13 protein-coding genes are annotated in these 14645 nt (G+C 72.7%); 10 read left to right on the forward strand and 3 right to left on the reverse strand.

Annotated elements, in window-relative coordinates:
* Nucleotides 1–89 precede the first annotated feature (89 nt).
* The 8 genes from modA to KBY19_RS10195 all read left to right on the forward strand — a co-directional run bounded on the left by modA (nt 90) and on the right by KBY19_RS10195 (nt 9426).
* Nucleotides 90–872 (forward strand): molybdate ABC transporter substrate-binding protein, encoded by a 783-nt coding sequence (gene modA / locus KBY19_RS10160; protein WP_099879707.1) that lies wholly within the window; start codon nt 90–92, stop codon nt 870–872.
* A 167-nt stretch (nt 873–1039) separates the two neighbouring features.
* Nucleotides 1040–2989 (forward strand): ABC transporter permease, encoded by a 1950-nt coding sequence (locus KBY19_RS10165; protein WP_247690826.1) that lies wholly within the window; start codon nt 1040–1042, stop codon nt 2987–2989.
* Between the two features lie 121 nt (nt 2990–3110).
* Nucleotides 3111–3731 carry a helix-turn-helix domain-containing protein gene (locus KBY19_RS10170; RefSeq protein WP_210956073.1) on the forward strand — a complete coding sequence of 207 codons (621 nt, stop codon included), beginning with the start codon at nt 3111–3113 and terminating at the stop codon, nt 3729–3731.
* Nucleotides 3732–3925: 194 nt separating this feature from the next.
* The gene (locus KBY19_RS10175) at nt 3926–5227 is read left to right on the forward strand and encodes an FAD-binding oxidoreductase (RefSeq protein ID WP_099879711.1); all 1302 of its coding nucleotides are present in this window, start codon (nt 3926–3928) and stop codon (nt 5225–5227) included.
* The gene (locus KBY19_RS10180; protein ID WP_210965621.1) at nt 5224–5610 is read left to right on the forward strand and encodes a (2Fe-2S)-binding protein; all 387 of its coding nucleotides are present in this window, start codon (nt 5224–5226) and stop codon (nt 5608–5610) included. Before KBY19_RS10175 ends, KBY19_RS10180 begins: the two co-directional genes overlap by 4 nt.
* Complete coding sequence (locus KBY19_RS10185; protein ID WP_210965622.1) at nt 5607–7478, forward strand: FAD-dependent oxidoreductase; 1872 nt, start codon at nt 5607–5609, stop codon at nt 7476–7478. Before KBY19_RS10180 ends, KBY19_RS10185 begins: the two co-directional genes overlap by 4 nt.
* On the forward strand, nt 7475–8425 hold the full coding sequence (locus KBY19_RS10190; protein WP_210965623.1) for a dihydrodipicolinate synthase family protein: 951 nt from the start codon (nt 7475–7477) through the stop codon (nt 8423–8425). Before KBY19_RS10185 ends, KBY19_RS10190 begins: the two co-directional genes overlap by 4 nt.
* Nucleotides 8425–9426: a proline racemase family protein gene (locus KBY19_RS10195; RefSeq protein WP_099879717.1), complete on the forward strand. Its 1002-nt coding sequence runs from the start codon at nt 8425–8427 to the stop codon at nt 9424–9426. Before KBY19_RS10190 ends, KBY19_RS10195 begins: the two co-directional genes overlap by 1 nt.
* A gap of 54 nt (nt 9427–9480) precedes the next feature.
* Here the strand turns inward: KBY19_RS10195 and KBY19_RS10200 are convergent, their stop codons facing one another.
* Entirely contained in the window at nt 9481–10221 is a 741-nt protein-coding gene (locus KBY19_RS10200; protein WP_307842474.1) for a DJ-1/PfpI family protein, read from the reverse strand.
* 170 nt (nt 10222–10391) lie between these two features.
* On the reverse strand, nt 10392–11396 hold the full coding sequence (locus tag KBY19_RS10205; protein WP_210965624.1) for a GlxA family transcriptional regulator: 1005 nt from the start codon (nt 11394–11396) through the stop codon (nt 10392–10394).
* A gap of 136 nt (nt 11397–11532) precedes the next feature.
* Between KBY19_RS10205 and KBY19_RS10210 the strand changes: the two genes are divergently transcribed.
* On the forward strand, nt 11533–12312 hold the full coding sequence (locus KBY19_RS10210; protein WP_210965625.1) for a maleylpyruvate isomerase family mycothiol-dependent enzyme: 780 nt from the start codon (nt 11533–11535) through the stop codon (nt 12310–12312).
* Here the strand turns inward: KBY19_RS10210 and KBY19_RS10215 are convergent.
* Nucleotides 12260–13558, reverse strand: coding sequence for a Cmx/CmrA family chloramphenicol efflux MFS transporter (locus KBY19_RS10215; protein WP_210965626.1), 1299 nt, complete (start codon nt 13556–13558; stop codon nt 12260–12262). The two genes, KBY19_RS10210 and KBY19_RS10215, sit on opposite strands and share 53 nt — an antisense overlap.
* 375 nt (nt 13559–13933) lie before the next feature.
* On the opposite strand from KBY19_RS10215, the gene KBY19_RS10220 reads away from it, so the two are divergent.
* Nucleotides 13934–14569: an HD family hydrolase gene (locus KBY19_RS10220; protein WP_099879726.1), complete on the forward strand. Its 636-nt coding sequence runs from the start codon at nt 13934–13936 to the stop codon at nt 14567–14569.
* Nucleotides 14570–14645 lie beyond the last annotated feature (76 nt).

The following is a 14645-nucleotide window of genomic DNA, read 5'->3' on the forward strand; positions in this document are numbered from 1 at the left end:
CCTCCGCCCCTCCGCCCCTCCGCCCGTCGGACCTTGCCTTCCTTGCCTTGGGGGCTTGTGCCTCATCTGCCTCACCAGGAGTTCCGCCCATGCCTGCGATCCCTCTGACACCTCGCCGAGTGCTCGCCGCGTTCGTCACCGTCGCCGTGCTCGTTCCGCTCGCCGCCTGCGGGAGTGGCGGTGACGGCGGTGCGGGTGAGGGGGGAAAGACCGAACTGACCGTGCTCGGCGCCGCGTCCCTCACGGATGTGTTCCAGAAAGCGGGTAAGGCCTACGAGAAGGAGCACCCCGACACCAAGGTGAAGTTCTCCTTCGCCGGGTCGCAGGCGCTGGCGGCTCAGGTCGAGCAGGGCGTGCCCGCAGATGTGCTGGCCACGGCGGACACCGCCACCATGGACGGCCTCAAGGCCGAGACGGGCAAGCCGATCGTCATCGCCCGGAACAGGCTCGTCATCGCCACCGAAGAGGGCAACCCGAAGCACGTCGAACGCCTCGAGGATCTGGCGGACAGCAAGCTGAAGGTGGTGCTGGCGGCGCCCGAGGTGCCGGTCGGGCGCTACGGCAAGCAGGTGCTGGATGCCCAGAAGCTGAAGGTCGAGCCCGTCTCCGAGGAGCCGAACGTCCGGGCGGTGCTCAGCAAGGTCGAGCTGGGCGAGGCGGACGCGGGCCTCGTCTACAAGACCGATGCCGCCACGGCGCCCAAGAAGGTCGACGCCATCGACATACCGGACAGCCAGAACGCCATCGCCTCCTACCCCGCCGCCACCCTCAAGCAATCCGAGCACCAGAAGGAGGCTGCGGCATTCGTGAAGTGGTTGAGCACGCCCCAGGCCCAGAAGGTGCTGCGTAGCGCGGGCTTCCAGCGCCCATGAACCGCCGGCGCCACTACGGAGAGCCCCACGCGCACCCGGCGGCGCGTCGCGTCCGTATCCGAACCCGCACCGGCACCGGCACCGGCACCGGCATCCGAACCCGCACCCGGCCGCCTACGCCGTTCGCGCTGGCGGTGCCCGCGCTGCTGGCGATCGCGTTCTTGCTGATGCCGTTGCTAGGCATCCTGGCGCGAACCGAGTGGGCGGAGCTGGGCTCGCATCTGAGCAGCGAGGGTGTGACGGAGGCGGTAGAGCTTTCGCTGCTGGTGTCCTTCTGCGCGCTCGGGCTCTCGCTCGTACTGGGCGTACCGCTGGCCTGGCTGTTGGCGCGGGTCAGCTTCCCCGGCAAGGCGCTGGTGCGTTCGCTGGTGCTGTTGCCGATGGTGCTGCCGCCGACCGTGGGGGGCGTGGCGCTGCTGCTGGGTTTCGGGCGGCGCGGGCTGCTGGGGCCCTGGCTGGAGGAGACATTCGGCATCGTGCTGCCGTTCCACACCTCGGGGGCGGTGGTCGCGGCGACATTCGTGGCGATGCCGTTTCTGGTGATCAGCCTGGAGGGGACCCTGGCGGGGTTGCGGCCCGCCTACGAGGAGACGGCGGCCTCGCTGGGGGCCGGGCCGCTGCGGGTGTTCTGTACGGTCACCTTGCCGCTGGTCGCCCCGGGGCTGGCGGCGGGCGCGGCGCTCACCTGGGCACGGGCGCTCGGCGAGTTCGGAGCCACGATCACATTTGCCGGAAATCTTCCGGGGGCGACACAGACGCTGCCGCTCCAGGTGTATCTCCTGCTCCAGGAGCAGCCGGAGGCGGCGACATCGGTCTCGCTGCTCCTGCTCGCCATCGCTATGGCGGTACTCGTCGGACTGCGCGGCCGCTGGGCGGGCGCCGGGCGCTCCCGGGCCACACCCACTCCGCTCCTCGACGAGACCGCCCCGTCGCCCGGTACACCCGGCCCCGCCGGCACGACGGGCGTCAGCACGACGGGTGTCAGCACCACCGGCGACACCACCTCCCCCACCGGCTCCCCCACCGGTGCGGCCAGCCCCACGGGAACCGATGACCCGAGCGGCCCGGGTGGCGTCGGCGGTAGTTGGCCGTTGCATGCCCGTGTCACCGGGTTCACCGAGCTGACGCTGGATGCTGAGCCCGGTACCACCGTCGCCGTCGTCGGTCCCAACGGGGCGGGTAAGACGACGCTGCTGCGCGCCCTCCTCGGTCTCACCCCGCGCGCACACGCCGAACTCCAGCTCGGCGAGACGCCGGTCGGCTCGCTGCCTTCGCACCGGCGCGGTGTCGCCTGGGTTCCCCAGGACGGTGCGCTCTTCCCTCATCTGACCGCACTGGCGAACACGGCGTACGGGCTGCGTGCCCAGGGAGCACGCCGTAACGAAGCGCGCCGCCAGGCACAGGCGTGGCTGACGCGGCTGGGGGTCGGGCACCTGGCGCACCGCAGACCGGGGCAGCTCTCCGGCGGCCAGGCCGGGCGGGTCGCGCTCGCCCGTGCGTTGGCGGGGCGGCCCCGGCTGCTGTTGCTGGACGAGCCGCTGGCAGCGCTCGACCAGACGACGCGGGCACAGGTACGGCACACACTGCGCGGCCATCTCGCCGGATTCGGGGGCGTCTGTCTGCTGGTCACACACGACCCGGTGGAGGCGGTCTCACTGGCCGACCGGGTCCTGGTGCTGGAGGGCGGCCGGGCTGTCCAGGACGCTCCGCCCACCGAGGTCACCCGGCATCCGCGCTCGCCGTGGGTGGCACGGATGCTCGGGCGCAACGCGCTGGCGGGCACGGCGGCGGACGGCACGCTGGCCCTGGACGGCGGGGGCAGCCTGGTGGTCGCCGACCCGGTCGCGGAGGGGACCGCCGTGCTGGCGGTCATCGCTCCCGAGGCGGTCGCCCTGCATCGCGAGCGCCCGCACGGCAGCCCGCGCAATGTGTGGCCGGGGACGGTACGGGAGATCACGGCGGTCGGCAGCCGGCTGCGGGTGCTCGTCACCTCGGCCAACGGTCCGGATCTGGTCGCCGAGATCACCACGGAGGCCGCTGCCGAGCTCCGGTTGGCGGACGGTGCCGAGGTCTTCACCAGCGTCAAGGCAACGGAGATCACTCTCGTGGAGAGATGAGCCCTCTCGGGCCGCGACGAAGGTACACCGCGCCTCTGCCCGTCCGTTCGGGATAATGACCGAGTACACCACCAGTTCGTTCAGTAAAGCGAACGCAACCCGTGAGGGAAGGGAGGGGACCGTGAGCGGTCCCGAGGGGTCGATCCGGGGAATGCTGGCGCTCAACCTGAAGCGGGCGCGAGCCCAGCGGGGATTGTCGATCTCCGAGCTGTCCCGCCGCTCCAAGATCGGCAAGGCGACGCTGTCCCAGTTGGAGTCCGGCACCGGGAACCCCACCATCGAAACGGTCTTCAGCCTTTCGCGCGTTCTCGAGGTGCCGATCTCCGACCTGCTGGACGCCCAGCAGCCCGCAGGCCTGCGCGTGGTCCGGGCCAAGGATGTGGAGGTGCTCAGCGGCCAGGGCATCGACCTTCGCCCGCTGCAGCGGATCGAGTCGGGGCAGGCCGTCTTCGAGGTGTACGACCAGCAGGTCAGAGCCGGTGAACGGCGGGATTCACTGGGCCACGTCGGTGTCGAGCACACCGTCGTGCAGGCCGGCCGGCTGGAGGTGACGGTCGACGGGCAGGAGGTGGAGCTGGAAGCCGGGGACTACGTCGGCTTCGACGCCACACTGCCGCACAGCTATGCCGCCGTGGAGGGGGTCGTGCGCTCGGTACTGCTGCTCCAGTACCGGTCGGACCAGCGGCTGGACCCGAACGCCCCGCACCCCCTGCCCGGTGAGGGCACCCCATGCGGTGACTGATCGACCGCGCAACCGTGCAGCCATCCACCGCGCCGTCGTCGAGTGCGCGTGCGGATAGGCGGGGCCGGGGTACGCAGGGCGGGGTCGCGGCTGGACGCGACCCCACGGAAGGCACGGTGCGGTCGCACCGTTGACACCCCCTGGGCGCTGGCATAGCGTCCCACTCGTTCGCTTTAACGAACGAGGAGGGTTCGATGAACGGAACGCGGGCCGTAGTGCTCGGGGCCGGCATCATCGGAGCGGCCTGTGCTCGCGAACTCGCCCTGGCCGGGCTGGAAGTGACGGTCCTCGACCGGGGCGGCGCCGGCGCGGCCACCACCTCGCACGGCGAGGGCAATGTACTCGTCTCCGACAAGGGCCCCGGGCCCGAACTCCGACTGGCTCAGCTCTCGCGGCGCCTGTGGCCGGAGGTGCTGGCGACAATCGCGGAACGCTCTCCCGCAGGGGCGCGGTGTGTGGAAGCGGCCGAGTGGGACCCCAAGGGCGGCATCGTCGTCGCCACCACCGAAGCCGGGGCCCACGGGCTCGCGGAGTTCGCCGCCACCCAGCGCACCGCCGACGTGCGGGCCGACACCCTGACGACTGACGCGCTCCGCGCAGCCGAACCCTGCATCACCCACGGGCACACCGCAGCCGTCCACTATCCGGAAGACGCCCAGGTCCAGCCCGCAGCCGCGGCGGCGGCGCTGCTCACCGACGCCCTCGCGGCAGGCGCCAGGCTGCGGACCGGCGAAGAGGTGCTGGCCGGGGTGGTGGCCCGCGGTGACCGACTGACCGGCGTACGCACACCCGGTGGAGTGGTGGAGGCCGACCTGTTCGTCAACGCGGCCGGTCCCTGGTCGGGCGCGCTCGGCGCCCGGCTCGGCGCGCCGGTGGCCGTCGAACCCCGTCGCGGCGACGTCCTGGTGACGACGCCGCTGCCGCCGACCGTCTTCCACAAGGTCTACGACGCCGACTACGTGGGTGCCGTCGGCAGCAGCGAGGAGGAGCTGCAGACCTCGGCGGTGGTCGAGTCGACGCGGGCGGGCAGCGTACTGATCGGCTCCTCGCGGCGCCGGGTCGGCTTCGACGACCGGCTGCGGCCCGAAGTGCTGTCCGCCGTCGCGGCCAAGGCGCTGCGGCTCTTCCCGTCACTCGCCGGTGTGCCGGTGATGCGGGCGTACGGCGGTTTCCGGCCGTACGTGCCCGACCATCTGCCGGTCGTCGGCGCCGACCCCCGGCTGGCCGGGTTGTGGCACGCGAGCGGTCACGAGGGCGCCGGAATCGGGCTTTCGGTCGGCACCGGACGGCTGCTGCGAGATCTCGTACTCGGTGAGCCGACCGAGATCGACGCCCACCCGTTCCGGGTGGACCGCCCGGCCGTGCTCACGCCCCCGCCCGCATCCCGGCAGCAGAACCGGCAACAGGGCCGAAGGCAGCGCCGGAAGCAGGACCGGAAGTGGGAACTGGAGCAGGACCGGAAGCTGGAGCAGGACCAGGAACAGGAGGGGGCATGAACCCGCGACTCGTACCCGTCGAGAGCGACTCCACCAACCGCAGGGACCGGCCGTTGCGCATCACGGTCGACGGCGAGCCGGCCGACGGCGTCGAGGGGCAGACGGTGGCCGGTGTGCTGCTCGTCTCCGGCCGACCGGCCTGGCGCGAGGGCCCCTCCGGTGCCGGGCGCGGGGTGTTCTGCGGCATCGGTGTCTGCTTCGACTGCCTGGTGACCGTCAACGGCGACCGCGATGTACGCGCTTGCCGACGGCGGGCCGTGGACGGCGACGTGGTGCACACCCAGTCCCGTGCCCGGAGCGGCCTCCGGCCCGGTACACCCGGCACACAGGCCGCCTCCCGGGCCGAAGCACCGGACGGCCCGCAAGCCGGGGAGGGCGAGTGATTCCCCGGCACGTGGGGGTCGTCGGTGCAGGACCGGCCGGGTTGGCGGCGGCCCACGCGGCGCTGGCGGCGGGCGCCCGGGTGACGCTGATCGACGCCGCCGAGCAGCCGGGCGGCCAGTACCACCGCATGCTGCCCGAGGCGTACGCGGCGGAGCGTCCCGAACGACTCCAGCACGGGTGGCAGGAGTTCGAGCGGCGCCGCCGCCAGGTACTGACGCACCCGCGCTGCAGTTGGCTGCCGGAGACGTCGGTCTGGGCGCTGGAGCGCCACGAAGCCAACCCCGGGCCGGCCGCCCCGGCCACCCCCGCCGCCCCGGCGGGCCCGGGCGGCCCGACGGACACGACCGGCCCGACGGACGCGATCGGCCCGGCGGACCCGACCGGACGGCCACCGCGCGTGCATCTGCTGTGCGGTGGTCCCGCCGACGGCTCCGGACGTGTGCGGCGGACACTCGACGTGGACGCGCTGGTGCTGGCGACCGGCGCCCATGACCGGGTGCTCCCCTTCCCCGGTTGGCAGTTGCCGGGGGTCTTCACCGCGGGCGCCGCACAGGCGTTGGCCAAAGGGGAGCGGGTGGTCGTCGGCGAGCGTGTCGTGGTCGCGGGCAGTGGGCCGTTCCTGCTTCCGGTGGCCGCGTCCTTGCTGGAGGCGGGCTCCACAGTGCTGGAGGTGCTGGAGGCCAACACCGCGGGCACCGTGGCCCGGGGCTGGGGCAGCCGTCCCTGGGAGCTGGCCGCGCAGTTGGGCAAGGCCCCCGAACTCGCCGACCACTCTGCCGCGATGGCCCGCCACCGGGTGCCCTACCGGCTGGGCCGCGCGGTCGTCGAGGCGCGGGGCGAGGGCCGTGTGGAGGAGGTCGTCACCGCTCGGTTGCGCCCGGACTGGTCGGTGGTCGACGGCAGTGAGCGCACCGTGCCGGTCGACGCGCTGTGCATCGGCCATGGTTTCAGCCCGCAGTTGGAGCTCCCGGTGGCGGCCGGGTGCGCTCTGCACGACGGCCGTGGCCGACCCGGGAACGGGAACGGGACCGGGACCGGGACCGGGACCGGGACCGGGACCGGGACCGGGGAGTTCGTGCTGGTGGACGACGAGCAGCGCACCAGCGTGCCCGGCGTCTTCGCCGCCGGGGAGGTCACGGGGATCGCCGGGGCGCCGGCCGCACGGGCCGAGGGTGCGGTGGCGGGGTGGTCGGCCGCCGGTGGCGACCGGTCCGCGCGGGCGCTGCGCGTACTGCGGCGCAGCCGGGACCAGGGACGGGCCTTCGCGCGCCGACTCGCCCGCGCGCATCCCATCGGGGCGGGCTGGCCGGGCTGGCTGCGTACGGACACGGTGGTGTGCCGCTGCGAGGAGACCGACTTCGGGGCCCTGTGCGCGGCGTTCGGCAGCGAGGCGGAGGCGTCGCCCCGGGTCGTCAAGCTGGGCACCCGGGCCGGGCTCGGGCCCTGCCAGGCCAGAATCTGCGGCCCCACCGTCTCCGAGCTCCGCGACCGGCTCGGTGCCCGGCCCGGTGCCGGACCGATCCCCGGGCACAGGGGCGGGCCCGGGGGTGAGGACAGGGCCGGGGATGGACCTTGCGAGCGGTCCGCCGAGGGGCTGCCTGCCGCCACCCCGCACCGCAGGCCGATCGCCCAGCCACTCCGGCTGGGCGAGCTCGCTGCTTCCCCGGCGCCCTGGGGCGCTGCTCCTCCGGACACCGCCCCCGACGCCACTCCCGGCACCCCCGACATCGCCGTTCCCGACGCCGCCCCCGACACCACTTCCGCTACAGCCACCGGTGCCACCCCCGGCACCGCGCCCGACGCCACCACCCCCGGCACCGCCGAGCGAACCGATCCGACCGATCCTTCGGAGGAGAGCACTTCATGAGCGACAGCAAGAAGCCGACCCGGGCCGTACAGGGTCTCGGTGGCGTGGTTGTGGCAACAGCACTCCCGTACTACGAGAAGGCATCGGCGCCCGCCGGCCTGGCCGTCGACTACGACCGCTACGCCGAGCACTGCCGCTGGCTGGTGGCGAGCGGCTGCGACGGTGTCGGGCCCAACGGTTCGCTGGGCGAGTACTCGTCGCTGACGGACCAGGAGCGCCGCACCGTGGCCCGTACGGCGATCGAGGCGGTGGGTGACACGGGCAAGGTCGTCGTCGGGGTGCACGGGGTCGGCTCGCACCAGGCGCGGCACTGGGCCGAAGTCGCCGCCGAGGACGGTGCGGACGGGGTGCTGTGTCTGCCTCCGACGATGTACCGCGCCAACGAGCAGGAGATCTTGGACCATTTCGCCGCGGTGGCCTCGGTCGGTCTGCCGGTGATGGTCTACAACAACCCGTTCGACACCAAGGTCGATCTGGCGCCGGAGCTGCTCGCTCGGATAGCGCAGATCGAGAACATCGTGGCCGTCAAGGAGTTCTCGGGCGATGTCCGTCGTGTGCTGGAGATCAAGGAGCGGACCGCCGGCAGCGGCCTGGAGGTCGTCAGCGGTGCCGACGACGTGGTGCTGGAGAGCCTGCTGATGGGCGCGACCGGCTGGTTCGCCGGGTTCCCCAACGTCTTCCCCGCCGAGTCGGCGCGGCTGTTCCAACTGGCCACCGAGGGGCGGCTGGAGGAGGCGCGAGCGCTGTACGAGCCGCTGGTGGCGGCCTTCCGCTGGGACTCGCGCACCGAGTTCGTCCAGGCGATCAAGCTCGGAATGGAGCAGGTCGGCCGGTTCGGTGGCCCCTGCCGACCGCCGCGCGGGCCGCTGCTCCCGCAGCTGCGGGAGCGGGTGGAGGCCGACATGGCGCGGGCGATCTCCGCCCTCTCGGAGCGGGGGGCCGCCTGATGCGGTCGGTCCGTTCGCTCAGCGCCGTCGACTCGCACACCGAGGGCATGCCGACCCGGGTCGTCACCGGCGGCCTGCCGCCGATCCCGGGCGCGACGATGGCCGAACGTCGCCGCTACGCCGTCGAGCATCTGGACGAGTTGCGCAGGTTCCTGGTGGACGAGCCGCGGGGGCACCCGGCGATGAGTGGTGCGCTCCTCCAGCCGCCGACCCGGCCGGACGCGGACTGGGGTGTGGTCTACATCGAGGTCAGCGGCTTCCTCCCGATGTGCGGGCACGGCACGGTCGGGGTGGCGACCGTGCTGGTGGAGACGGGCATGGTCCCGGTGAGCGAGCCGGAGACCATGGTGCGGCTGGACACTCCGGCCGGGCTGGTGGAGGCCCGCGTCACCGTGCGGGACGGGATGGCCGAAAAGGTCACCCTGCGGAACGTGGACGCGTTCGCGCTGGAGCTGGACGCCTCCGTACGGGTGCCGGGGCTGGGCGAGGTCGGCTACGACATGGCGTACGGCGGGAACTTCTACGCCATCGTCGAACTCGACCAGCTCGGGCTACCGTTCGACCGGACGCGCAAGGACGACATCCTCGCCGCGGGCCTCGCCGTCATGGACGCCGTCAACGAGCACAACCGGCCGGTGCATCCCGGCGATCCCGGCATCAGCGGCTGCAAGCATGTGCAGTTCCTGGCCCCGGGCTCGGACGGTCGGCACTCGCGCAACGCCATGGCGATCCACCCCGGCTGGTTCGACCGCTCCCCCTGCGGCACCGGCACCTGTGCACGGATGGCGCAGCTGCACGCGCGGGGTGAGCTGCCGCTGGGTACCGAGTTCGTGAACGAGTCGTTCATCGGCACCCGGTTCACGGGCCGACTGCTGGAGACCACCGAGGTCGGCGGGTTGCCCGCAGTCGTGCCCGAGTTCTCCGGGCATGCCTGGATCACCGGCATGGCAACCTATCTGCTGGACCCCCGGGACCCGTTTCCGCACGGCTTCGCCCTCTAGAGCCCGTCCGGTACGGCCGCACCGGCCCACCCCGTCCCGCTCGATCCGGCCCGCTCACCCGTGGGACGACTCCTCCAGCAGCCGCAGGGCGAGTGCCTTCAGCTCCGGGGACGCTTCCGCGGCGTTCCCGGAGTCGAACGGGGGCTGAGGGTCGTACTCCACGGCGAGTTGGATCGCCCGCGCGATGCGCTCCCCGGCGATCAACGACGCGAGGTGGAGCGACATGTCCACCCCCGCCGAGACCCCGGCGGCGGTGACGATCTTGCCGGACCGGACGTAGCGCTCCGGCACGTACGTCACGTCGAAGGTGGACTCCAGATATGCGGCGGAGGCCCAGTAGGTGGTCGCGCGGCGCCCGTCCAGCAGTCCGGCCGCGGCCAGGATCAACGATCCGGTGCACACGGAGGTCGTCCAGCGGGTGTGCCGGTGCATACGGCGGATCCACTCCAGTATCCGCTCGTTCTTCATCGCCGCCGTGGTGCCGCGATTGCCGGCGCCGGGCACCAGCAGCACGTCCAACCGGTCGACCTCGGCGAGCGAGCGGTCCGCCATGACGGCCACGTCTCCGGTGTCGGTACGGACCGGGCCACGCCGCTCCGCCACCATCGTCACCGCCGCGTCAGGCAGTCGGGACAGCACCTCGGCAGGTCCCGTGGGGTCCAGCAGGCTGTAGCCGTCGTACAGCAGGATGCCGATGTCGAGATCACGGCGGCGGGGCTGTGCGGCGTGCGCGGTCCCGGTCTGCGTCGCGGCGACGGCAGCGAGCGCGGAGGCCGCCGCCGCACCCCGCAGCACCGCACGGCGCGCCGTCGAAGAGGTGCGGGAGCTGGAAGGCGTCGGAGAAGACGGGAACGCTGCCGAAGGAGTCGAAGAGGAGGAAGGCGAAGAAGGCGTGGACGGAGCCGAAGGCATGGTCTGGGCCGAAGGCGTGGACGGAGCCGACGGCGTGGACGGGGTCGAAGGGGTCATGGCTCGGGATTCTGCGCACGGGCGGCGCCGCGCGGCCGCGGCATGTCCGGCATCCTGCGAATCCTGTCCCCGCCGACGCCGTAGAGGTCCAGGAACGCCTGCCGGAGCGTCTGCGGCGACCGGAACCCGCAGCGCCGGGCGATGGCGGCCAGCGGCAGTGCGCTGGACCGCACCAGATGCGCCGCGGCCTCGGTCCGCGCCGCCCGTACGGCGCGGCTCGGTGTGGTGCCCAGGTGGGTGGTGAACAGTCGTGTCAGATGGCGGGTGCTCACCCCCGCCCGGGCGGCCAGCGCACGCGGGCTGAGATCTTCGGACAGGTGTCCGGCGATGTAGCCGGCCAGGTCCCGCACCAGCCGGTCGCCCGGCGGCGGAGCGGCGAGGAACATGCTGATCTGCGCCTGGTCGGCGGGCCGGTGCAGATAGGAGACGAGTTCGCGGGCGACGGCGCGGGCCAGCGTCGGCCCGTGGTCGTCCTCGATCAGCGACAGCGTCAGATCCAGGGCACTGGTCACCCCTGCTGAGGTGTAGATGTTGCCGTCGCGGATGTGGAGCGGTCCCACGTCCACCGCGACTCCGGGGTGCTGCGCGGCCAACTGCTCGCCGAACCTCCAGTGCGTGGTGACGCGCCGGTTGTTGAGCAGCCCGGCCGCGGCCAGTACGTAGGTGCCGGTGCAGACGGAGGCGATACGCCGGCTCTGCCGCGCCAGCCGCCGTACCTGTGCCAGCAGCCGCGCGTCGGCCGCCGCGGTCGCGTACCCGGCCCCGCCCACCACGACCAAGGTGTCCAACTGCCCGCCGACCGCCTCCAGATCGCACCCGGCACCGAGCACGATCCCGGCCGAACTGCGCGCGGCGCAACGCCCCAGGGTGCCCAGTTCGACGGCGTACGGCGGAGTGGCGCCGTGCCGGTTGGCCAGCTCCAGGGCACTGCTGGGCGAGGCGATGTCGAGTATCTGCGCATCGTCGTAGGCCACAAGAAGCACGCGCCGCCGGTTCTCCATGCCGCCGATATCATCACGCCCGAAGCCACCCCGGACGCCGCACCGACCGCCACCCTTCCCGCTACCCCTCCTCCCCCGGATCGCTCACAGCACAAACATGGTGACAGCGCCGTCCCGTGCAGGCAGGCTCAGGCCCATGAAGAACCGAGAGTTCATCGACATCCTCAGCCGCGAGGGCCGTCTCTTCGCGGACGCCGTCGAACAGGCCGACCCCTCGGCCCCCGTTCCCACCTGCCCCGACTGGACGGTGCGTGACCTGGCCCTGCATCTGGGCGCGGTGCACCGCTGGGCGGCGGACATGGTCCGGGAGGCCCGTGCGCAGCCCGTACCGCCGTCCAGACCCGCCGGGTTGGCCGACGAGGCGCTCGGTCCGTGGTTGCGGGAGGGGCACGGGCTGCTGGTCGAGGCGCTGGAGTCGGCTCCGGACGATCTGACCTGCTGGACGTTCATGCCCGCGCCCTCCTCGCTGGCGTTCTGGGCGCGGCGCCAGGCGCACGAGACGGCGGTGCACCGGGTGGACGCCGAGTCGGCACTCGGCGCCCCGCTCTCCCCCGGCTCCTCATCGACAACCGAACTCGCCGAACAGCAACTCGCTGCCGAGTTCGCCGCCGACGGGGTGGACGAGCTGTTGTGCGGCTTCTACCCCCGGCGCGGTACGCCGGACGGCTTCGCCGCCGATCCCCGTACGGTCCTCGTGCGGGCGACGGACGTGGACGGGGCCGTCTGGGCCGTCCACCTCGGCGATCCGGCGCGGGCGGAGCGCGTCACCGAACCACCGGCCGCGCCGGACTGCGTGTACGAGGGCACGGCCGAGGACCTCTACCTCACGCTGTGGAACCGGCGCCCGCTGTCCGACCTCGGCATCACCGGGGAGGTGTCCGTGGCGCATCGCTGGCGCGAGGTGCTCCGGCCGTGACCGCACCGTCCTCGCCCGTACGGTGGGTGGCACGCCGGGCGGCAACGGCCCGCGCCACCCCGCCCACCAGCAGGGCGAGTGCCACCAGCAGCGCACTCACCCACAGGGGCGCGCGGTAGCCGGTACCCGCGCTGAGCGCGAGGCCACCGGCCCAGGGACCGAGCGCCGCGCCGACGTTGAGCGCCGCCGTCGCGAAGCCGCCCGACAGGGTCGGTGCCTCGGCTGCCGCGTACAGGGCCTGCGAGATGAGCGTCGAGCCGACCGCGAAGGACAGGGTGCCCTGGACGAGGACGAGAGCGACGGCCGCGAGTTGGCTGCCCGCCGTCAGTGCGAAGAGCACCCATCCGGCGAGCAGCGCGGCCCCGCCCACGGTCAGCAGCCGCAGCGGGCGGGTGTCGGCGACCCGGCCCGCCGCGGTGACGCCCAGGAAAGACCCGAGACCGAAGAGCGCCAGCAGGATCGGCACCCAACTGTCGTCGAACCCGGCGACGTCGGTGATCAGCGGGGCGAGGTAGGTGAAGGTGCAGAAGGTGGCGCCGTTGACCAGTGCGCCCAGCAGCAGCGTCACCAGCAGCCGCGGTCCGCGCAGCGCCCGCAGCTCGCGGGAAAGGCTCACGGACCGTCCGCCCGTCACCGGGTCCGTGTGCTGTGGGCCCGCCTGCGCCGGGGGCTCGTCCGCGCCCGCCCGCACCCCGGTGTCGTCCGCGCCGGGCAGCGATCGGACGAGGGCGAACAGCGCCGGTGCAGACACCAGGGCCACCGCCCAGAACGCCGAGCGCCAGCCCCACGCCTGCCCCAGTACGGCGCCTGCGGGCACCCCGGCGACACAGGCGAGGGTGACGCCGCTCAGCAGCACCGAGGTGGCCCGGCCCTTGGCGCCGGGCGGCACCATTCCGGCGGCGGCGGTCAGTGCGACGGCGAGGAACCCGGCGTTGGCCAGCGCCCCCAGTACACGGGTGACCACCAGCACCGCGAAGCTCGTCGTCACCGCGCCCACCACATGCACCAGCAAGAAGGCGCTCAGGAATCCCAGCAGCGCCCGTCGTCTGTCCCAGCGACGGCTCAGCACCGCCATCAGCGGCGCGCCCACGATCATCCCGACGGCGAACGCCGAGGTCAGCAGCCCGGCCGCGGAGACCGACACCTCCAACTCCGCGGCGAGGTCCGGGACGAGCCCGGCGAGCATGAACTCCGACGTTCCCTGCGCGAACACCGCCAGCGCGAGAACGTACAACACAAATGGCATGAAAACTCCGCAATCCACTCGGATCGGAATCGACGAGGACAGCGGTAGGCGCGCACGGCACCCGGCGACAGGGCATGCCTGAGGGAGCCGCTGGAAGACCCGGGACCCGCCGGAGCCTCCGAAGAAGGAGTCCGGGCCGGGGAGGCAGCGGCATACGTCAGGAAGAGAGTCCGTCCAGCCGGGCGCGCGGCAGCACTACCGCGGAAGAGCCCGGGACACGGCGATCCGATGGCGTTCGGCGAACGCGGGAAGCAGACAGCGCGAAGCAGCCACCGGAGGGCCGGTGGCTAGAGTCTGGAAGCCTCAGGACTGGACACGCCCGTACCTTAACCGGGCCGCGCCGTCGAAAGCCAAGCAATTCTTGGGCAGGAAGCCATGACGCACACCCGGGCCTTGTTCGACTTCATCGCCTACACCGCCCGCCTGCGGGAGGTGGAGCGGCACAACCGGGCCACGTCCGAGCGGCGCGAGTCGGTGGCGGAGCACTCCTGGCATCTGGCGATGGTGTGCTGGGTACTGCACATGGAATTCGAACGGGAGAGCGGACTACGGCTCGACCTGGAACGGATGCTGAAGCTGTGCCTGATGCACGACGTGGTGGAGATCGACGCGGGTGACCCCTCCGCCTGGCACACATCAGGCGGGAGCACGCAGACGGAGCAGGCCCGCGCACGGGAAAAGGCCCGTACGGAGGAGAAGGCCCGAACCGAGGAGGCGGTGGCGCACGAACGGTTCGGTGTGCTGCCGGCACCGCTCGGTCCCGAACTGCTCGACCTGTGGCGGGAGTACGAGGACGGCGCCACCCCCGAGGCCCGCCTGGTGCGCGGCGTCGACCGCCTCAACCCGGCGCTGATGCGGCTGCTCACCGGCCAGGGCTGGTTCGACGTCGGCGCCGACGCCGCGGCGCTGGACCGCCTCCAGCTTCCCCGCGTCAGCGCCAGCCCGGTCCTGACGGCGCTGTACGAGGAGGTACGGGAGGCCGCGGTCGCCCGCGGCCTGCTGCACCCCTGAGGCAGCGGCCGGGCCTCAACTCCGAGTCAGGGCCGTCGGCGTGGGCGGCGGCGCACAGCACAGGTGCGGCGAGCCG

The organism is Streptomyces sp. B15 (assembly GCF_018070605.1).
Classification (GTDB): Bacteria; Actinomycetota; Actinomycetes; order Streptomycetales; family Streptomycetaceae; genus Streptomyces; species Streptomyces smyrnaeus.